At 71.3% G+C, this 19503-nt stretch carries 22 protein-coding genes; 15 read left to right on the top strand and 7 right to left on the bottom strand.

The annotated features are described in order from the left end of the window. From hrcA to Q5722_RS02270, 3 genes are read left to right on the top strand one after another with little or no spacing between them, the layout of a single operon-like run. On the top strand, window positions 1-1023 hold the full coding sequence (gene hrcA, locus Q5722_RS02280; RefSeq protein ID WP_305026590.1) for a heat-inducible transcriptional repressor HrcA: 1023 nt from the start codon (window positions 1-3) through the stop codon (window positions 1021-1023). Window positions 1024-1045: 22 nt separating this feature from the next. Beyond that, a complete protein-coding gene (gene dnaJ / locus Q5722_RS02275) occupies window positions 1046-2209 on the top strand; it encodes a molecular chaperone DnaJ (RefSeq protein WP_305026589.1) in 1164 nt (387 codons plus the stop codon). A 14-nt stretch (window positions 2210-2223) separates the two neighbouring features. After that, entirely contained in the window at window positions 2224-2964 is a 741-nt protein-coding gene (locus Q5722_RS02270; RefSeq protein WP_305026588.1) for a 16S rRNA (uracil(1498)-N(3))-methyltransferase, read from the top strand. A gap of 6 nt (window positions 2965-2970) precedes the next feature. Here Q5722_RS02270 and Q5722_RS02265 read toward each other — a convergent pair whose 3' ends face one another. Beyond that, entirely contained in the window at window positions 2971-4065 is a 1095-nt protein-coding gene (locus Q5722_RS02265) for a Gmad2 immunoglobulin-like domain-containing protein (protein WP_305026587.1), read from the bottom strand. After that, on the bottom strand, window positions 4062-4601 hold the full coding sequence (locus Q5722_RS02260; RefSeq protein WP_305026585.1) for a SigE family RNA polymerase sigma factor: 540 nt from the start codon (window positions 4599-4601) through the stop codon (window positions 4062-4064). The genes Q5722_RS02265 and Q5722_RS02260 overlap by 4 nt, the downstream gene beginning before the upstream one ends. Window positions 4602-4688: 87 nt before the next feature. On the opposite strand from Q5722_RS02260, the gene Q5722_RS02255 reads away from it, so the two are divergent. From Q5722_RS02255 to era, 9 genes are all read left to right on the top strand, one after another. Further along, window positions 4689-5048 (top strand): histidine triad nucleotide-binding protein, encoded by a 360-nt coding sequence (locus tag Q5722_RS02255; RefSeq protein ID WP_305026584.1) that lies wholly within the window; start codon window positions 4689-4691, stop codon window positions 5046-5048. Window positions 5049-5191: 143 nt separating this feature from the next. Further along, window positions 5192-6166 carry a PhoH family protein gene (locus Q5722_RS02250; protein WP_305028319.1) on the top strand — a complete coding sequence of 325 codons (975 nt, stop codon included), beginning with the start codon at window positions 5192-5194 and terminating at the stop codon, window positions 6164-6166. Then, window positions 6163-6630: an rRNA maturation RNase YbeY gene (gene ybeY / locus Q5722_RS02245; protein ID WP_305026583.1), complete on the top strand. Its 468-nt coding sequence runs from the start codon at window positions 6163-6165 to the stop codon at window positions 6628-6630. The genes Q5722_RS02250 and ybeY overlap by 4 nt, the downstream gene beginning before the upstream one ends. Before the next feature lie 4 nt (window positions 6631-6634). Continuing rightward, entirely contained in the window at window positions 6635-7963 is a 1329-nt protein-coding gene (locus tag Q5722_RS02240) for a hemolysin family protein (RefSeq protein WP_305026582.1), read from the top strand. 5 nt (window positions 7964-7968) lie between these two features. Next, the gene (locus Q5722_RS02235; protein ID WP_305026581.1) at window positions 7969-8295 is read left to right on the top strand and encodes a cytidine deaminase-like protein; all 327 of its coding nucleotides are present in this window, start codon (window positions 7969-7971) and stop codon (window positions 8293-8295) included. A 46-nt stretch (window positions 8296-8341) separates the two neighbouring features. Then, window positions 8342-9724, top strand: a complete 1383-nt coding sequence (locus Q5722_RS02230) for an FAD-binding oxidoreductase (RefSeq protein ID WP_305026580.1) — start codon at window positions 8342-8344, stop codon at window positions 9722-9724. Between the two features lie 2 nt (window positions 9725-9726). Further along, a complete protein-coding gene (locus Q5722_RS02225; protein ID WP_305026579.1) occupies window positions 9727-11007 on the top strand; it encodes an SAM-dependent methyltransferase in 1281 nt (426 codons plus the stop codon). A 25-nt stretch (window positions 11008-11032) separates the two neighbouring features. Further along, window positions 11033-11833, top strand: coding sequence for a siderophore-interacting protein (locus tag Q5722_RS02220; RefSeq protein WP_305026578.1), 801 nt, complete (start codon window positions 11033-11035; stop codon window positions 11831-11833). Then, a complete protein-coding gene (gene era / locus Q5722_RS02215; RefSeq protein WP_305026577.1) occupies window positions 11830-12816 on the top strand; it encodes a GTPase Era in 987 nt (328 codons plus the stop codon). Before Q5722_RS02220 ends, era begins: the two co-directional genes overlap by 4 nt. A gap of 52 nt (window positions 12817-12868) precedes the next feature. On the opposite strand, the gene Q5722_RS02210 is transcribed toward era, so the two are convergent. From Q5722_RS02210 to Q5722_RS02200, 3 genes are read right to left on the bottom strand one after another with little or no spacing between them, the layout of a single operon-like run. Further along, a complete protein-coding gene (locus tag Q5722_RS02210; protein WP_305026576.1) occupies window positions 12869-13693 on the bottom strand; it encodes a septum formation family protein in 825 nt (274 codons plus the stop codon). A gap of 8 nt (window positions 13694-13701) precedes the next feature. Beyond that, window positions 13702-14538 carry a septum formation family protein gene (locus Q5722_RS02205; RefSeq protein WP_305026575.1) on the bottom strand — a complete coding sequence of 279 codons (837 nt, stop codon included), beginning with the start codon at window positions 14536-14538 and terminating at the stop codon, window positions 13702-13704. A gap of 19 nt (window positions 14539-14557) precedes the next feature. Next, window positions 14558-15061, bottom strand: coding sequence for a flavodoxin family protein (locus Q5722_RS02200; RefSeq protein ID WP_305026574.1), 504 nt, complete (start codon window positions 15059-15061; stop codon window positions 14558-14560). 30 nt (window positions 15062-15091) lie between these two features. Between Q5722_RS02200 and Q5722_RS02195 the strand changes: the two genes are divergently transcribed. After that, window positions 15092-15490 carry a DUF1003 domain-containing protein gene (locus tag Q5722_RS02195; RefSeq protein WP_305026573.1) on the top strand — a complete coding sequence of 133 codons (399 nt, stop codon included), beginning with the start codon at window positions 15092-15094 and terminating at the stop codon, window positions 15488-15490. Window positions 15491-15634: 144 nt separating this feature from the next. Then, window positions 15635-17362, top strand: a complete 1728-nt coding sequence (gene leuA, locus Q5722_RS02190; protein ID WP_305026572.1) for a 2-isopropylmalate synthase — start codon at window positions 15635-15637, stop codon at window positions 17360-17362. Between the two features lie 52 nt (window positions 17363-17414). On the opposite strand, the gene Q5722_RS02185 is transcribed toward leuA, so the two are convergent. Together Q5722_RS02185 and Q5722_RS02180 are read right to left on the bottom strand one after the other, a co-directional pair. Next, on the bottom strand, window positions 17415-17780 hold the full coding sequence (locus Q5722_RS02185; RefSeq protein ID WP_305026571.1) for a hypothetical protein: 366 nt from the start codon (window positions 17778-17780) through the stop codon (window positions 17415-17417). Between the two features lie 132 nt (window positions 17781-17912). Then, window positions 17913-18731 carry an ion transporter gene (locus Q5722_RS02180; RefSeq protein WP_305026570.1) on the bottom strand — a complete coding sequence of 273 codons (819 nt, stop codon included), beginning with the start codon at window positions 18729-18731 and terminating at the stop codon, window positions 17913-17915. A gap of 18 nt (window positions 18732-18749) precedes the next feature. Between Q5722_RS02180 and recO the strand changes: the two genes are divergently transcribed. Continuing rightward, window positions 18750-19490, top strand: coding sequence for a DNA repair protein RecO (recO, locus tag Q5722_RS02175; protein ID WP_305026569.1), 741 nt, complete (start codon window positions 18750-18752; stop codon window positions 19488-19490). Window positions 19491-19503: the final 13 nt, after the last annotated feature.

Below are 19503 nucleotides of genomic sequence, written 5' to 3'. Positions count from 1 at the left end.
ATGCTCGAGGAGCGCAGGCTCGCAGTGCTGCGTGCCATCGTCGAGGACTACGTCGCGACCGAGGAGCCGGTCGGCTCGAAGGCGCTCGTCGAGCGGCACTCGCTGGGTGTCTCGCCGGCAACGGTCCGCAACGACATGGCTGCGCTGGAGGAGGAGGGGTACATCACCCAGCCGCACACCAGCGCCGGTCGGGTGCCGACGGATGCCGGCTACCGGCTCTTCGTCGACCGGCTCTCCACCGTCAAGCCGATGAGCGTCGCGGAGAAGCGGGCGATCTCGACCTTCCTCGACGGAGCCGTCGACCTCGACGACATGGTGCAGCGCTCGGTGCGCCTGCTCGCGCAGCTGACCCGCCAGGTCGCCGTCGTGCAGTACCCGACGCTCAGCTCGAGCACGGTCCGGCACGTCGAGGTCGTGGCCCTCGCGCCGACCCGCCTGCTCCTGGTCCTCATCCTCTCCACCGGCCGGGTGGAGCAGCGCCTGGTCGAGCTCCCCGGCGAGCTCGCCGAGCAGGACCTCGCCGACCTGCGCAGCCGGCTCCTCCACGCCACCGTCGGCGAGCGCATAGCCGACGCGGTCGCCGGCCTCTCCGGCGTACCCGACGTGGTCGCGCCGGAGGTGCGGTCCTCGGTCGAGACGGTGGTCCAGGTGCTCGCCGAGGCGATGTCCGACCACCGCTCCGACGAGCGCGTCGCCGTCGGCGGCACCGCCAACCTGGCCCGTTTCGGCGCGTCCTTCGACACCGCCGTCCGGCCGATGCTCGAGGCGCTCGAGGAGCACGTCGTGCTGCTCAAGCTGCTCGGCGAGGCCTCCTCCGACCTGGTCACCGTCCGCATCGGCCACGAGGGTCCGGTGCAGGAGCTCTCCGGCACCAGCGTCGTCGCGGCGGGCTACGGCCCGCAGGACCAGGCGATCGCCAGCCTCGGCATCGTCGGTCCGACCCGCATGGACTACCCCGGCACGATGGCCTCGGTCCGTGCCGTCGCCCGCTACATCTCCCGCCTGCTCGACGAGCAGCCCTGACCCGACACTGAAGGAACATCACGTGAGCCAGGACTTCTACGAGCTCCTCGGCGTCTCCCGCGACGCGGATGCGGACGCCATCAAGAAGGCCTACCGCCGTCTTGCCCGGCAGTACCACCCCGACGTCAACCCCGACCCCGACGCGCAGGAGACCTTCAAGACGGTCTCCCACGCCTACGAGGTGCTGAGCGACCCGCAGAAGCGCGCGGCGTACGACCGTGGTGGCGACCCGTTCGGTGGCGGCTTCGGCGGCGCGGGCCAGGGCTTCTCGTTCACCGACATCATGGACGCCTTCTTCGGTGGCGGCGCGGGCCAGCAGGGCTCGACCGGCGGCCGCGGTCCCCGACCGCGCGTACGCCGGGGCCAGGACGCGCTGATCCGGCTCGAGGTGCAGCTCGCCGAGGCGGCGTTCGGCGTGACCCGCGAGCTCAAGGTCGACACCGCGGTCCGCTGCACGGCGTGCAACGGCGACGGCGCCGCGCCCGGCTCGAAGCCGGTCACCTGCGAGACCTGCCACGGCGGCGGCGAGGTGGCCCACGTCCAGCGCTCGTTCCTCGGTGAGATCCGCACCCTGCGTCCCTGTGCGGCCTGCAAGGGATTCGGCACGATCATCCCCGACCCGTGCCGCGAGTGTGCCGGCGACGGACGCGTCCGGGCCCGGCGCTCGCTGACCGTGAAGATCCCGGCCGGTGTCGACAACGGCACCCGCGTCCAGCTCTCCGAGCAGGGCGAGGTCGGCCCGGGCGGCGGCCCCGCCGGCGACCTGTACGTCGAGATCCACGTCGCGCCGCACGCCGTCTTCCGTCGCAACGGCACCGACCTGCACGCGACGGTCTCCGTGCCGATGACCGCCGCAGCGCTCGGCACCGTGCTCACGCTGCCGACGCTGGAGTCCGATCTCGGCACCGAGGGCGACCAGTCCTTCGACCTCGACATCGCGGCCGGCACGCAGTCCGGCAGCACGACCACGCTGCGCGGTCTGGGCGTGCCCGGCCTGCGCACGCAGACGCGCGGCGACCTGGTCGTGACCGTCGTCGTCGAGACCCCGACGAAGCTCGACGCCCGGCAGGAGGAGCTCCTGAAGGAGCTGGCCAAGCTCCGTGGCGAGGAGGCGGTCGAGGGCTCGCTGCGGCCGGCGCACAAGTCCGTCTTCAACCGCCTGCGCGACGCGTTCTCGCAGCACTGACCGGGGCCCCAGAGATGTCGCTGCCGGTCCACCTCGTCCCCACGCTCACGGGCGTCGTCGAGGGCTCGCTCGTCGAGGTCACCGGCGACGAGGCGCATCACGCGGTCGCCGTACGCCGGCTGGCCGTCGGGGAGCAGGTCGTCCTCACGGACGGCTCGGGCGTCTCCGTGACCGGCGCCGTCGAGTCGACCGGCAAGCGCGTCTTCGTCGTGGCGGTCGACTCGGTTGCCCGTGAGGAGCCCGCCTCGCCACGCTTCACGGTCGTGCAGGCGATCCCGAAGGGCGACCGCGGCGAGCTCGCCGTCGAGGTGCTGACCGAGATCGGCGCCGCCGAGATCGTGCCGTGGGCGGCCTCGCGCTCCGTCGCCGTGTGGCGAGGCGAGCGCGCCGTGAAGTCGCACGGCAAGTGGGTCTCGACGGCGCGGGAGGCAGCCAAGCAGGCGCGTCGCTCGTGGTTTCCCCTCGTGCCGCCGATGGCGACGACGGCCCAGGTCGTCGGCCTGATCCGCGAGGCGGACCTGGCCGTGGTGCTCCACGAGGAGGGCCCGGAGTCGTTCTCCTCGCTCGACGTGCCGGCCAGCGGCTCCATCGTGGTCGTGGTCGGCCCCGAGGGCGGGATCAGCCCCGAGGAGCTCGCGGCGTTCGCGGACGCGGGCGTGCAGGGGGTCAAGCTCGGCGACGAGGTGCTCCGCACGTCGACCGCGGGTGTCGCTGCCGTCGCCGCGCTCCTGTCGCGGACACCTCGCTGGGCCTGAGCCCGATCACCGCACCGTGATGACCTTCGAGTCGGTGTAGGCGCCCGGACCCTCGGCGCCGCCCGACGGGTCGTCGGTCGTGGCGGTCAGGACGTACTTCCCGGGCTCGAGCTTCGAGATGTCGAACGACCCGGAGAACGGGAAGAGCTTCTCGCCCATCCAGCCCTCGGCCGTGACCGGCTCCTGGAAGGCGACGTACGTGCCCTCGTAGCGCTGCAGCTTCACCACGACGTTGGCCTCGAAGGAGTTCGCGACCCCGGTGACCCGGAGCGTGTCGCCGGTGACCTCGTCACCCTCGGCCGGGCTGGAGATGTTGACGTGCGACAGCGTGTCGAGGACAGGACCGTTGCTCAGCGGCTCCGCGGTGGGTACACCGAGGATGGTGTCGGTGTGCTTCTCGTCGAGCAGCAGCTGGACCGGGAGCCGGCCCTGCCCCGCGGCGGCCTGAGCGGTGTAGATCAGCTGCTCCACCGCGAGCGAGGCCTCCTGCGCCGACATGCCAGCGGGCCGGTCGTGGAGGGTGCTGGCTCCGGCGAGGCTGATCGAGATCCCGTCGTTCCGGACCGCGACGACCGTCACCGGCTCGGTGCCCTCGGGCCACAGCGTGCGGTGGTCGCGGTCGAGGGCGTGGCCCGCGATCGCAGCCGTCAGTGCGGCGCCGACCTTCTCGTTCAGGTCGCCGCCCTCCGGGATGGTCGTGCGCTGGAACTCGCGGTAGAGGCGCACCCCGGCAGGTGTGTCGCCGGCGAGGTAGACCGGGACCGTCACGGTCTCGCCGGCGCCGGCCGGCGGGGTCGACGAAGCGGACTCCGACGGTGTCGGCTCGACCGACTGCGTCGGGCTGGCGGCCGGGCCGGGCGTGACGTGGTCGTCGCCGCCGTTGCTGGAGGCGAGGTAGACGCCGCCGATCACGGCTGCGGTGGCGACGGCGCCACCGAGTCCTCCGAGGACCCAGGTGCGGGCGATGGACATGGCGCTCTCCTTCGGGGCGGTGACGGTCCGGGCGCGGATCGCGTCGAGGGCGGGGCGGGGCTGGACCTGGTCGGCAGCCTCCCGGACGAGCCGGGCGAGGTCGTCGCCAGCATCACGTCGGTCAGTCATCGGAGGTCCTCCAGGTGGGGAGCGAGGTGGGTGCGGAGCGTGGCGGAGCCGCGTGAGGCGTGGCTCTTCACCGCGCCCTGGCTGATGCCGAGCGTCGCAGCGATGTCGGCCTCGGAGAGGTCGAGGTAGTAGCGCAGGGCGAGGACCTCGCGCTGGCGCCGCGGGAGGGTGTGGAGCGCGGCGAGCACCTCCGCGCGGCGTACGTCGGCGGTGACCCCGGCATCCGCGGACGGCGCGGGCTCGGGGAGCCGCTCCCGGGCGGCGTGCCGGTCGACGACCTTGCGGTGCCGCAGGGCGGAGCGGGAGCGGTTGACCACGGACTGCCGCAGGTAGGCGAGTGCCGAGTCGGGGGAGCGCAGTCGCGACCACCGCCCGTGCAGCGCCACGAAGGCGTCCTGGGTGATCTCCTCGGCCAGGCCCTGGTCGTGGACGAGGAGCACGGAGAGCCGCACGAGGCGGCGCCAGTGCGCGGCGTACAGCGCGGAGACGGCCTCGTCGGCCGATGACGCCTGCAGCGCGAGCGGGTCCGGGTCCACGATGGTCACGCTAGTCCCACGCGCACCACCCGCCGGCGGTTTACCGGGCGACACACCCTTTTCCCCGCGCGCCCCTAGGCTGGCCGCATGAGCGCACCGATGCCCGACCCGGACTGCCTGTTCTGCAAGATCGTCGCGGGCGATATCCCGGCCGAGATCGTCCACGCCACGGAGCACTCCGTCGCCTTCCGTGACGTCAACCCGCAGGCGCCGACGCACGTCCTGGTCGTGCCCCGGGACCACTACGTCAACGCCGCCGAGGTGGCGCACTGGGCGCCCGCGATGGCCGCCGACCTGATCACGACGGCCCGCGACGTCGCGGAGAAGGAAGGCCTCGAGGGCGGCTACCGCCTCGTGTTCAACACGGGTGCCGACGCCGGCCAGACGGTCTTCCACGCGCACCTGCACGTGCTCGGTGGGCGCCACCTGCAGTGGCCTCCGGGCTGAGCCGCGCCTCCTCGGGCGGCGCGGATAGACTGGCCGGACCCATGACAGAGAACCCGCGCACGCCCCCGCACGCCGATGGCCCCTTCGAGGAGCCCGGTGCCAAGAACACCCGCCACACGGTGGTGGTCCCCGCGAGCGTCGACATGGTCAGCGTGCTCGGCCCGGGCGACGAGTTCCTCGGCATCATGGAGGGCGAGTTCGACGCCGACATCCACGTCCGCGGCAACCAGTTCGTGCTCCACGGCGCACCGCACGAGATCGCGCTGATCGAGCGCTACCTCCAGGAGCTCGTGACGGTCATCCGCACCGGTCAGGGCGTCACCAACGAGACCGTCGAGCGGATCATCTCGATGCTGCGCGCGGAGTCCAAGGAGAAGCCGGCCGACGTGCTCGGCCTCAACATCCTGAGCAACCGCGGCCGCACCATCCGCCCGAAGACGCTCAACCAGAAGCGCTACGTCGACGCGATCGACAAGAACACGATCACCTTCGGCATCGGCCCCGCGGGCACCGGCAAGACCTACCTCGCGATGGCCAAGGCCGTGCAGGCCCTGCAGTCCAAGCAGGTCAACCGGATCATCCTGTCCCGGCCCGCGGTCGAGGCCGGCGAGCGGCTGGGCTTCCTGCCCGGCACGCTGACCGAGAAGATCGACCCCTACCTGCGCCCGCTCTACGACGCGTTGCACGACATGCTCGACCCCGAGCTGATCCCCAAGCTGATGGCGGCCGGCACGATCGAGGTCGCCCCGCTGGCGTACCTGCGCGGTCGCAGCCTCAACGACTCCTTCATCATCCTCGACGAGGCGCAGAACACCACGCCCGAGCAGATGAAGATGTTCCTCACCCGCCTCGGCTTCGGCTCGAAGATCGTCGTCACCGGCGACATCACCCAGACCGACCTGCCCGGCGGCGTGCGCTCCGGCCTCCGGGTCGTGGAGGGCATCCTCGACGGCATCAAGGACATCTCGTTCAACCGGCTCACCAGCCACGACGTCGTACGCCACAAGCTGGTCGGCCACATCGTCGCGGCGTACGACGAGCACGACGCCGCGCTCGAAGCGGCTGCTGCGGCAGCCGTCGCCCTCACCAAGAACACGCAGAAGGAGAACCGTCGGTGACCATCGAGGTGCTCAACGAGTCGGGCCTGCCGCTGGACGTGCAGGCCACCTCGAGGCTCGCCCGGTTCGTGCTGGACCGCATGCGCGTCCACCCCCTCGCCGAGCTCTGCATCAAGGCCGTCGACGAGCCGACGATCGCCGAGCTGAACGAGAAGTGGATGGAGAAGGAGGGCCCGACCGACGTGCTCGCCTTCCCGATGGACGAGCTGCGCCCGGGCAAGGTCAACGAGGAGCCCGAGGAGGGCGTCCTGGGCGACCTGGTCCTGTGCCCGGTCGTCGCCGAGCGCCAGGCGACCGAGCGGCGCGAGGCCGGCGACGCCGGCTACTCCACCGAGGCCGAGCTCCAGCTCCTGACCGTCCACGGCATCCTGCACCTCCTCGGCTACGACCATGCCGAGCCGGAGGAGCACCGGGTGATGTTCGGGCTGCAGGACCAGCTCCTCGCCGAGTTCCGCGCGGGCTGACCCGATGGAGCCTGCGGATCTCTGGCTGCTCGTCCTCGCCGTCGCGCTGACGGCTGTGGCGGGCCTGCTCTCCGCCGTCGACGCCGCCCTCATCTCGTTCTCCCGCGCCCGCGCGGAGGAGATCGAGCACGAGCGACGCACGGGCGCGGGCAAGCTCGTGCGCCTCCTGGAGGACCCGCCGCGCTACCTCAATAGCGTCCTCCTGCTGCGCATCGCGGCCGAGGTGGCCGCGACCGTGATGGTGGCCCACCTCGCCCTCGACCACCTCGACGTGTGGTGGCAGGCGACCCTGCTGGCGACGGCCGCGATGGTCGTCGTCTCCTACGTCGTCGTCGGCGTCGCCCCCCGCACGCTGGGCCGTCAGCACGCGGAGCCGATCGCGCTCGCCGCGGCGCCGGTGCTGCTCGCCCTCACGCCGCTGCTCGGGCCGCTGCCACGGCTGCTGATCCTGCTCGGCAACGCGATCACGCCCGGCAAGGGCTTCCGCGAGGGACCGTTCGCGAGCGAGACCGAGCTGCGGGAGCTGGTCGACCTCGCGAGCGCCTCCAGCGTGATCGAGGAGGGCGAGCGCCAGATGGTGCACAACGTCTTCGAGCTGGGGGACACGACGGTCCGCGAGGTGATGGTGCCGCGCAACGACGTGGTCTTCGTCGAGCGGCACAAGAACCTCCGCCAGACCATGTCGCTCTTCCTCCGCAGCGGCTACTCGCGCCTGCCGGTCATCGGCGACAACCTCGATGACGTCGTCGGCCTGGCCTACCTGAAGGACGTCTCGCGCCGCGTCTTCGAGGACGCTGACGCCGAGACCACGCAGCGCATCGACACGCTGCTGCGGCCCGCGCACTGGGTGCCCGACAGCCTGCCTGCCGATGCGCTGCTCAAGGAGATGCAGGCCCGCCGCCAGCACATGGCGATCGTGGTCGACGAGTACGGCGGCACGGCCGGCATCGTCACCATCGAGGACGTGCTGGAGGAGATCGTCGGCGAGATCACCGACGAGTACGACGCCGCCGAGGTCGAGGTCGAGCACCTCGACGAGGGCCGGGTGAAGGTCTCGTCCCGCTTTCCGGTCGACGACCTCGACGAGCTCTTCCCGGACATCGCCCTCTCCGACGACGACGTGGACTCGGTCGGCGGCCTGATGGCGAAGTTCATGGGCGTCGTCCCGATCCCGGGATCGGTCGTCGAGGTGGAGGCCGAGGGGGGCCGGCTGCACTTCGAGGCCGTCGCGGCGAGCGGTCGCCGCAACCGCGTCGACACCGTCGTGATCACCCGTCTCGCGGCTCCCGAGGGGGCTCCCGACGCGGCCGACGAGTCCGGCTCGGTAGCCTGACCCGCATGGCTGATCTCTCCGCCGAGGACAACAAGCTCGTCGTGCTCGCCCGCGCGACGCGCGCCCGCACCCGCGCTGCCGAGGGCGCCGCGGTCCGTGACAGCGACGGACGCACGTACGCCGCTGCCACCGTCGACCTCCCGAGCCTCCAGCTCAGTGCCGTGCAGGTCTGCATCGGCATGGCGGTCGCCTCCGGCTCGCGTGGTCTCGAGGCGCTCGTGCTCCTCGGCGAGGCGGAGGCGATGACCGAGCCCGACGCCGCGGCGGTGCGCGACTTCGCAGGCGACGCCGTCGTCATCCACCTCGCGGACCCGGCCGGCAAGCTCCGCTGAACTCCGGCGAGTGACGCTCTCCGGCGCACCGCGCTAGCGTCGGAGCGTGTCCACCCCGGTCGGCTGGCAGCAGCACCGGGAGGGCGTGGCACGGCTCCTGACGTCGTACGCCGCGATCCCGCCCGGCGCCCCGGTGCGCCTGCGCAAGAAGACGTCGAACCTCTTCCGGCCGCGCGCCGAGGTCGAGGCGGGTCTGGACGTCTCCGGCCTCGACGGTGTCATCGAGGTCGACCCGCGCGCCGGTGTCGCGGAGGTGCAGGGGATGTGCACCTACGAGCACCTGGTCGAGGCGACGCTCCCGCACGGCCTCGTGCCGTACGTCGTGCCCCAGCTGCGGACCATCACGCTGGGCGGCGCCGTGACCGGCCTCGGCATCGAGGCGACCAGCTTCCGCCTCGGCCTCCCGCACGAGAGCGTCCTGGCGATGGACGTCCTGACCGGTGCCGGCGAGATCGTGACGACCATGCCGGGCGACCCGCTGTTCGACGCGTTCCCCAACTCCTACGGTTCCCTGGGCTACGCGACGCGCCTGCGGATCGCGCTCGAGCCGGCGCCGGCGTACGTCCGGCTGCGGCACGTGCGCTTCTCCGACGCGGGCATGCTCGAGAAGGCGATCGCCGAGGTCGTGGAGACGGGGGAGTGGGAGGGCGAGCAGGTGCACGCGATGGACGGCGTGGCCTTCGCCCCGGGAGAGCTCGTGCTGACCCTCGCCCACTGGACCGACGACCCGGGCGACCAGTGGCCCTCGGACTACACCGGCGGCCACGTCTTCTACCGGTCGCTCCAGGAGCGCGAGTCCGACGTCCTCACCATGCACGACTACCTCTGGCGCTGGGACACCGACTGGTTCTGGTGCAGCAAGGCCTTCGGGGCGCAGCACCCGCTGGTCCGCGCTGTCTGGCCCCGGCGGTGGCGTCGCTCCGACGTCTACCACCGGCTGCTCGGTCTCGACCAGCGCTTCGGGATCTCACGCCGCCTCGACGAGCGCGCCGGGCGGCCCGCCGCCGAGCGGGTCGTGCAGGACGTCGAGGTGCCGCTCGACCGGCTGGGGGAGTTCCTCGCCTGGTTCGACGCCGAGGTCGGGATGCGTCCGGTCTGGCTCTGTCCCCTGCGGTTGAGCCGTGAGGCACCCGCGGGGGCGCGTCCGTGGTCGTCGTACCCGCTCGAGGCCGGGACGACCTACGTCAACGTCGGCTTCTGGGGCACCGTCCGGGTCGGCGAGGGCGCGGACGAGGGTCCCACCAACCGCGCCATCGAGGCGAAGGTCAGCGAGCTGGGCGGCCACAAGTCGCTCTACAGCGAGGCCTTCTACGCGCCATCCGAGTTCAACCGGCTCTACAACGGCGACAACCTCGCCGCGGTGAAGCAGCAGTACGACCCCGGCGGGCGACTGACCTCGCTCTACGACAAGGCAGTGCACAGGAGGTAGGCATGGCACGGATCGCCGAGGTGCTGGACGGGTTCTTCGACGGCGGGCTCCCGATCCGCCTCACGGCGTACGACGGCAGCGAGGCGGGGGACACCGCCTGCCCGTACACGATGGAGGTGGCGACGCCGCGCGGCCTGGCGTACCTCCTCACCGCGCCCGGAGACCTGGGCCTGGCGAGGGCGTACGTGAGCGGTGACCTCGTGCTCCACGGCACCCACCCCGGCGATCCCTACCCGCTGCTCTCCCGGATCGTCGGGCACACCGACATCGCCCGCCCCGGGCCGGTCGAGGTCGTGAGGCTGATGGCCGAGCTCGGCGTCTCGCACTTCGTGCCGCCCAAGCCGCCCCCGGAGGAGCACCTGCCGGCCTGGCGGCACAAGCTCGAGGGCCTGCGCTGGTTCCTGCGGCACTCCGAGGAGCGCGACGCCGACGCGATCCACCACCACTACGACGTCTCCAACCGGTTCTACGAGATGGTGCTCGGGCCGTCGATGACCTACACCTGCGCGCTCTTCCCCAAGCCGGTGGCGACCCTGGAGGAGGCACAGGACGCGAAGTACGACCTGATCTGCCGCAAGCTCGACCTCCGGCCGGGGCAGCGCCTGCTCGACCTGGGCTGCGGCTGGGGCGGGATGGTCCGCTTCGCCGCCCGGGAGTACGGCGTCCGCGCTCTCGGAGTGACGCTCTCGCGTGAGCAGGCCTCGTGGGCGCAGCGGGCGATCAAGGAGCAGCAGCTCGACCACCTCGCCGAGGTGCGACACATGGACTACCGCCACGTGGAGGAGACCGGGTTCGACGCGATCAGCTCGATCGGGCTGACCGAGCACATCGGCGTCGCCAACTACCCGGCGTACTTCGGGTTCGTGCACGACCGGCTCAAGCCCGACGGTCGCTTCCTCAACCACTGCATCACCCGCGCCGACAGCCGGCACGGCGCCAAGGCCGGTGCCTTCATCGACCGCTACGTCTTCCCCGACGGCGAGCTCGCGACGTCGGGCACCATCGTGGCTGCCCTGGAGGACGCCTTCCTCGAGGTGCAGCACCACGAGAACATCCGGCGCCACTACGCCCTCACGCTGGCCGGCTGGAACCGCAACCTCGTCGAGAACTGGGACGAGGCGGTCGCCGAGGTGGGGCTGGGCACGGCACGGGTGTGGGGCCTCTACATGGCCGGGTCGCGGATCGGCTTCGAGCGCAACGAGATCCAGCTGCACCACGTCCTGGCGACCAAGACCGTCGACGGCCAGACCACCTACCCGATGCGCCACGCATTCGGGGCGTGAGCCCGCCCGCCGGTAGCCTTGGCCGGTGAGCACCCGAGCAGCGCAGTACCCCGCGACCGTCCTCAGGCGGGAGCAGCTCTCCGACCACTTCGTGCGGATCGTGCTCGGCGGCGACGGGCTGGCGGAGTTCACGTCGACGGGGATCCCCGACGAGTGGGTCGCTCTGACGGTGCCCGGCCAGTTCCAGACGCGCTACTACACGGTGCGCTCCTGGGCGGGCGGGGAGCTCACCCTCGACATCGTGGTCCACGACCACGGGCTGGTGACCGAGTGGGCTGCCGGCGACTGCGTGGGCGACGTCGTCACGGTCAGTGCGCCCAAGGGCAGCTTCGACATGCCGGAGTCCGCACAGTGGCTGCTGCTGGTCGGTGACCTGACCGCGCTGCCCGCGATCGCGCGCACCATGGAGACCGTCTCGGTGCCGGTCACCGCGTGGGTCGAGATCCCCGGCACGCCGCTGACCGACTACCTCGACAACGCGGTGGCGGGCGGCGAGATCACCTGGGTGCCGGTCCCGCACGACGCCGAGACGGCCACCGCCGCCATCGTCGAGGGCATCGAGTGGCCCGAGGGCGAGGGCTACTTCTGGATGGCTGGGGAGTCAGCGCAGATGCGCGCGATCCGCAAGCACCTCATGCGGGAGGTGAAGCTCCCGACCAGCGCGTACGACGTCATGGGCTACTGGCGCGGAGGCGGACACCAGCGCCAGCCTCGCGCCATCGACCCGGGCCCGATCTGGCGCGAGGGCAAGGCGCAGGGCAAGACCGACGACGAGATCTGGGCGGCGTACGACGCAGCCCGCAGCGCTGCGGAGGAGCAGGCATGAGCGAGCACGACCGCGACTTCGACATCAAGGGCGTGGCGCCGGCCGGGCCGATCCACGGGCAGGTCGCCGAGGGCTACCGCAGCGGCTTCGCCTGCTTCGTGGGCCGTCCCAACGCCGGCAAGTCCACCCTGACCAACGCGCTGGTCGGCTCGAAGGTGGTGATCACCTCCAACAAGCCGCAGACCACCCGCACTGTGGTGAAGGGCATCGTGCACCGCGAGGACGGTCAGCTGATCCTCGTCGACACCCCCGGCCTGCACCGCCCGCGCACCCTGCTCGGCGAGCGCCTCAACGACCTGGTGATGACGACCTGGTCCGAGGTCGACGTGGTGGCGGTCTGCTTCCCGGCCGATGAGAAGATCGGCCCGGGTGACACCTTCATCGTCAACGAGCTGGCCAAGGTGCGGCGCACCACCAAGATCGCGATCGCGACCAAGACCGACAAGGCCACGCCCGAGCAGCTCGCTGCGCACCTGCTCTCGATCGTCGAGCTCGGCGAGAAGACCGGCACCGAGTGGGCCGAGATCGTGCCCGTCTCGGCGGTGGGTGACAGCCAGGTCGACCTGCTCGCCGACCTGCTGATCAACCTGCTCCCCGAGGGGCCCCAGCTCTATCCCGACGGCGAGCTGACCGACGCGCCGGAGCAGGCGATCGCCGCTGAGCTGATCCGCGAGGCCGCGCTCGAGGGCGTGCACGACGAGCTGCCCCACTCGATCGCCGTGGTGATCGAGGAGATGAACCTCCGCGAGGGGCGCCCCGCCGACAAGCCGCTGCTGGACATCCACGCCAACCTCTACGTCGAGCGCGACAGCCAGAAGGGCATCATCATCGGCCACAAGGGGTCGCGCCTGCGCGAGGTCGGCACCCAGGCGCGCAAGGGGATCTCGGCGATGCTCGGCACGCCGGTCTACCTCGACCTGCACGTGAAGGTGGCCAAGGACTGGCAGCGCGACCCGCGCCAGCTCCGCAAGCTCGGCTTCTGACGCGGGGTCGTCCGCGTGAGGCCTAGCTATAGGTAGGCCTCACGCGGACGACCTACTGCTTGCCGGGCGCCCAGCAGAAGCCGTAGTGCTGGCCCGCGTCCCACTGCGCCTTGGTGGGCGGCGTCCAGCCCCAGGTGAAGCTGAGCTTGTCGCTCGCCTTCGCGCGCACCTTGTCCTCACACGCAGCGCCAGCGGCATCGGCTGCCTTCGCACCGGGGAAGGCGCCCTTCGGGCCTCCCTTGACGTCGACGGTCGCCACGGCGCGCCAGGCGTGGTCGACGGAGCAGATCACCTGGTGTGCGTTGCGGGTGCCCGGCTTGGCGGTGGCGCAGCGGCCCCAGCGGTCGCGCCCGTCGGCCTTGTCGAGGACCTTCTCCAGCCGGCCGCCGAGTCGCGCGAGCCTGCCTTCCGAGGCCAGCGCGATCACGTCGCACCGCAGCCACGACTGGCCTTCGTCGGACTCCTTCAGCGTCGGTCCGAACCAGACCGGCGAGAGCATGCTCAGCCGCCGCTCCTCCGTGTTCCCGCCGACGTACGACGCGAAGCGCTGCGGGCAGGTGGTGGCCATCTGCCGACGTACCTTCTCGGAGTCGATCGCGAGCAGGTGGCCGCCCGCCGTGAGGGTGTCGGCCTGGCCGACGAAGAACGTGCGGACGGTGTGGGCCTTGCTGCAGTCGACCGGCCTGGCGTCGCTGGTCGACGCCAGGGCTGCCTGGTAGGAGAGGTCGTAGCAGCCATGCGCCGGTGGCACGGGGGCGGCGGCTGCGGTGGGCGGCGGCATGGGCGTCGACGACGGCGCCGCGGCGGGCTTCGGGTCGGAGCAGGCCGCCGTCCCCAGCAGCAGGCCGGCGGCGAGCACCAGGGGAGTGATGCGCATCAGGATCCTCACGTGTCCGTTCGTGCCCAGCAGACCGACCGGCGGATCCCCGCCTCCCACTCGGCCTCGTGGAACCACGTGTACCCGAACTGGAAGTCCAGGGCGTAGTTGAGCCACGCGCTGATGGAGCTGTGGCAGTACTCGCGGGTCTTCACCTCGATGGCGCGGTCGCCCGGATAGGCCTCACCGGGGTCGCCGACCTTGATGGTCGTCGCCGCGCGCCAGTCGTGCTTCCTCGTGCAGGGGACCTTCGTGCTGGTGGCGATCGAGGCACCACGTGCGCAGGCCATCCAGCGGTCCGGCGGCCGGGTGCCGCGCAGCAGGTTCCGCGTGTGCGTCGGGAGGTCCAGGTAGCGGTCCTTCGCGACGTCTTCGGTGCCGCCCACGAGGTCGCAGCGGTACCAGCGCGCCCCCTTCTTCCACGCCTTCTCCGAGGGCTGGAACTTCGCCCAGCTCAGGATCGTGCGCATGGCGACCGACTCGTCGGCGCCGAGGTGACGGGCGAACCCGTCCGTGCAGAGCTCGTAGAGGGTCCGGGCCACCTCGCGGCTGTCGTACGCCGCGTCGTCGAGGTCGGCGGGCAACTCGCCGACGGCGTACGTCTCGGCGGTGTGGGGCTTGCTGCACGGAACGGTGCGGGTGGCGTTGCTCGGGTGCTGCTCGACGTCGCGTGGCGTGAGGACACGGCAGGCGCCGACAGCCGGCGGGTCGACCGCATCGACCTGGTCGGGATCGACGTTCGCGGGCAGGGCCGTGCCGCAGCCCGAGAGCGCCAGGAGCGCAGCCGCGGACACCACGAAGGCGCCGGCGAGCGCACACACGCGCAGCACGCTTCGCACCATCATCCGGCTCCCCGTCGACCGCTCAGGAGCCGTCGCTCACGAGCGCCGCGATCGTACCGCCCAGCTCGTACGCCGCCTCGCGGTGTGCGTCGGTGACCTCGCCGAGCACGCCGAGGACCTCGTATCCCTGGCGCCAGCCGAGTGCGCCGGTGATGCTGGTGACGCTGCGGACGGCTCCGGTGAGGTCGTAGTGGCCGTGCAGGTAGAGGCCGAACGGGCGCCGGGCCGTGGTGCCGCTGTCGTTGGCGACGTCGGTGGAACCGGAGTCGTCGAGCTGGCCGCCGATGGCGAGGAAGGTCGAGTCGAAGAAGTGCTTCAGCGCCCCGCTCATGTAGCCGAAGTTCGCGGTGGTGCCGAGCAGGTAGCCGTCGGCGGCGAGCACGTCGTCGGCGTTCGCCTCGAGGGCGGGGCGGACGACCACCTCGACGCCCTCGATGCTCTCGTCGTGGGCACCGGCCACCACGGCGTCCGTCAGCGCCTGCAGGGAGCGGGTCGGGGAGTGGTGGACCACCAGAAGCCGGGCCATGCCCCCGAGGTTAGTGCGAGCATCGGGGGCATGAGTACCGAGCAGCCCATGCGTCCGTCGCACCCCGGCGTCGCGGCGTACCTCGAGAAGCGCGGGTCCAACGCGCAGCACCGTCTCGCCGACGCGATCACGGCGTTCGCGGGGTCCATGTGGTTCGTCTACATCCACGCGGTGGCCTTCACCGTGTGGATGCTCGTGGGGGAGCGGAGCCCGTGGCCGACGCTGACCCTCGTCGTGTCGCTCGAGGCGATCTTCCTGTCGACGTTCGTGATGATCGGGCAGAACCGCCAGGCGGCGCTCGTGCAGGCGAAGGCCGACCACGACTTCGTGGAGCAGGAGCTCGAGCTGAAGACGAACACCGAGATCACCCGGGCGATCCACCAGCTGACGACGGAGCTGCACCGCCGCCTCCTCGACGACGGAGCGTGAGCGGCCTGCTAGTCTGGAGGGGTCATGATGCGCCAGTTCCTTCTTCTTGGCTGCCGCAGCGAGGCCTGAGACTGTCGGCCTTCCTCGCTGCGGGGTGTTGTGTTGCGCGGCTGACGCTCCTTCACTGAACCAAGGCGAATTCCCATGACGAACATCAGCAACACCCGGAACCAGCAGAAGCCGTCGCCGATGCCGTACGGCCGCTACACGGCGTTCGAGCCCGTGACCGTGCCGGACCGCACCTGGCCCGACGCGAAGATCACCAAGGCGCCGCGCTGGCTCTCCACCGACCTGCGTGACGGCAACCAGGCCCTGATCGACCCGATGGACCCGGCCCGCAAGCTCGAGATGTTCAAGCTGCTGGTCACGATGGGCTACAAGGAGATCGAGGTCGGCTTCCCGTCGGCGTCGCAGACCGACTTCGACTTCGTCCGCTCGCTGATCGAGGGCGACCGGATCCCCGACGACGTCCAGATCTCCGTGCTGACCCAGGCCCGCGAGGACCTGATCGAGCGCACCGTGCAGTCCCTGGTCGGAGCTCCGCGCGCGACCGTGCACATGTACAACGCGACCGCCCCGCTCTTCCGCCGCGTCGTCTTCGGCGTGACGCCGGAGGAGTGCATCGGCATCGCGACCCGCGGCACCGAGCTGGTCATGAAGTACGCCGAGTCGTTGCTCGGGCCGATCGTCGGCACCGAGGACTTCGGCTACCAGTACAGCCCGGAGATCTTCACGCAGACGCCGACCGACTTCGCGCTCGAGGTCTGCGAGGCCGTGTCGGACGTGTGGCAGCCCGAGGCAGGTCGCGAGATCATCCTCAACCTGCCGGCGACCGTCGAGATGTCGACGCCCAACACCTACGCCGACCAGATCGAGTACTTCTCGCGTGGTCTGACGCGACGCTCCGTCTCCGCCATCTCCCTGCACCCGCACAACGACCGCGGCACCGCCGTCGCGGCCACCGAGCTGGCGCTGATGGCCGGCGCCGACCGCGTCGAGGGCTGCCTCTTCGGCCACGGCGAGCGCACCGGCAACGTCGACCTGGTGACGCTGGGCATGAACCTCTTCTCGCAGGGCATCGACCCGCAGATCGACTTCGGTGACATCGACGAGGTCCGTCGTACGGTCGAGTACTGCACGAACCTGCCGGTCCACCCGCGCCACCCGTACGCCGGCGACCTCGTCTACACGGCGTTCTCCGGCTCGCACCAGGACGCCATCAAGAAGGGCCTGGAGGACCTCGAGCGGATCGCCCGCGAGCAGGGCAAGCCGGTCGGCGAGATCCCGTGGGAGGCGCCCTACCTGCCGATCGACCCCAAGGACGTCGGCCGCACCTACGAGGCCGTCATCCGGGTCAACAGCCAGTCCGGCAAGGGCGGCGTCGCGTACCTGCTGAAGGCCGAGCACAACCTGGACCTGCCGCGGCGTGCGCAGATCGAGTTCTCGCGGGTCATCCAGGAGCACACCGACTCCTCGGGGCAGGAGATCTCCTCGGACGACATCTGGAAGATCTTCTCGGCCGAGTACCTCGAGAAGGACGCGCCGCTGAAGCTGAACTCGGTCCACACCGAGAGCGCGGTCGGTGCTGCAGACGCGCTGCGCGTCGGTGTCTACGTCGACGGCGAGCACAAGGAGCTCAGCGGCTCCGGCAACGGGCCGATCGCGGCGTTCGTCGACGCGATCAGCCAGGTCGGCTACGACGTCCGGGTCCTCGACTACACCGAGCACGCCCTGTCGGCCGGCGGTGACGCGGTCGCTGCGGCGTACGTCGAGTGCGCGGTGGGCGACAAGGTCCTCTGGGGTGTCGGCATCGACGCCAACATCGTGACGGCCTCGCTGAAGGCCGTGCTGAGCGCGGTCAACCGCGCCTGAGCACCGTACGTGCCGCTGCCGGCCGGTCCGCGGACCGGCCGGCAGCGGCACGTCAGCGGTGGCGCTGGGACCGTCCGCCCCTGATGACGCTCTCCGTCGCACCGGCCAGGGGTACTCCGGCGAGGATGCCTATGGCCCCGAGGACCACGAGCGGGTCGATGAGCTCTTCGTCGCCCCAGCCGCTGGCGAGCACGTAGGCCTGGGCGACGGTGAAACCGATCCCAGCTCCGAGTGCCGGCCATGCCACGCGGCTGCCTCCCCACAGCAGTCCGGCCGCGACGGCGACTGCGACGAGCCCGGTCACGAGACCCGCGAGCGCCTGGTTCTCGCCGATCAGACCAGCGAACCCCGCAGCGATCACGAGTCCTTCCGATCCGAGGAGGAGCGTCGTCTCGGCGCGGGAGTAGCGGCTGGCCATGCCTGACCGTAGCGCCAGAACGTCAAGATGACGCCGCGATCAGCCCTCTCCCTGGATGTGCAGGCGGCGCCTGTGGTCCGTGCGCCGTCCACGTGCGCCGATGTGTGGGCGCTCGATGCCCGACGCGCTCGCCTAGGCCTTGGCCCGCACGGCGTCGCGGAGCTGGTCGGCGGAGTTGCGGATGACGTCGCTGATCAGCTCGGTCGTCCGCGGGTCCTCGAGGGCCCCCTCGACGATGCGCAGCACCGTGTCGGAGACCAGGCCGACGATCTCGTCGTGGAACGGCACGTACTTCAGCTTGCCCGCGGTCGGGTCGGCCATGAGCAGGTCGTGGACCATCTGCTCGAGCTCGATGCGGTTCTCGTCGAGCGCGTCGCGCACGTTGGCGGCGTACGTCCCGGTCTGGATGACGTCGATGACCTCGTCGAGCACCGCGACCGTGATCGGGCGCTTGATCGCATCGACGATCGGCGCGGAGAAGTGGTCGATCAGGAAGACGGTGACGGCGTCGCCCACGACGTTGTCACCGGTGTCGATGGCGCGCGTCGTGCGGGCCAGGCCGATGACGACGAGGGGCAGCGCGGCCGTGCCCGCCCAGGGCGTCACGAGCGGGACGAGTGCGATCAGCTCCCACCAGCCGGTGGCCCAGAAACGCGACGTGCGGCCGTAGCGGGCCAGGCGCGCGAGCAGGCGCAGGGCGAAGAGCACGGAGATGGCCGCGTCGGCGAGGTACGCCGCCTGCCGCACGGAGCCCGACTCCGGCCGCCAGAAGCCGAACCAGACGATCAGGCCGAGCGAGGCGACCGAGGCCAGGGACATCACCCAGTCGCGCAAGCCCACCTTCCGCAGCTCGGCCGCGGCGTGCTGGGCTTCGGGTGGCAGCGCCGGCATCACCGCGTCGAAGAACACGTCCTGGGCGTGGTGGCGCGGCGTCATCGAGGGCGAGGTCACCACGGCACAATAGAACGCGTGCCCCTCTACCGCGCCGAGGCCGTCGTCCTCCGCACCCACAAGCTGGGTGAGGCCGACCGGATCATCACGCTGCTGACCCGCGACCAGGGTCGGGTGCGTGCCGTCGCCAAGGGCGTACGCCGGACCAGCAGCCGTTGGGGGAGCAGGCTCGAGCCGTTCAGCCACGTCGACCTCCAGCTCGCCGAGGGCCGCAACCTCGACACGATCACCCAGGCGGTGACCCTCACGCCGTTCGCCGCGAACCTCGGGAGGGACTACGAGCGGTACACCGCGGGGACGGCGATGCTGGAGACGGCGGAGCGGCTGATCACCGAGGACCGCGAGCCCGCACTCCAGCAGTTCCTGCTGCTGGTCGGCGGCCTGCGCGCAATGACCGGGCTCGACGGCGCGGACCCGAAGCCGCACGGCCAGGTCCTCGACTCCTACCTGCTCCGGAGCCTCTCGGTCGCTGGCTACGCGCCGAGCTTCGACGCGTGCGCACGCTGCGGCGAGCTCGGGCCGCACCGCTGGTTCCACCCGGCGGCGGGCGGCGTGCTGTGTGCGGCGGACAAGCTGCCCGGCTCGGCGGGGCCGGCTCCCGAGACCCTGGTCCTGCTCGGCGCACTGCTCGCGGGGGACTGGGCCACCGTCAACGCGAGCGAGCCGCGGCACCGTCGCGAGGCGACCGGCCTCGTCGCGGCGTACCTGCAGTGGCACGTGGAGCGTGGCTTGCGCTCGCTCGCGTACGTCGAGCGCTGACCGCGAGGGCGCC

This window comes from Nocardioides jiangxiensis (genome assembly GCF_030580915.1).
Classification (GTDB): Bacteria; Actinomycetota; Actinomycetes; order Propionibacteriales; family Nocardioidaceae; genus Nocardioides; species Nocardioides jiangxiensis.
The sequence above is the reverse complement of the archived record's forward strand: the minus strand, read 5'-3'. Positions and strand labels throughout refer to the sequence as shown.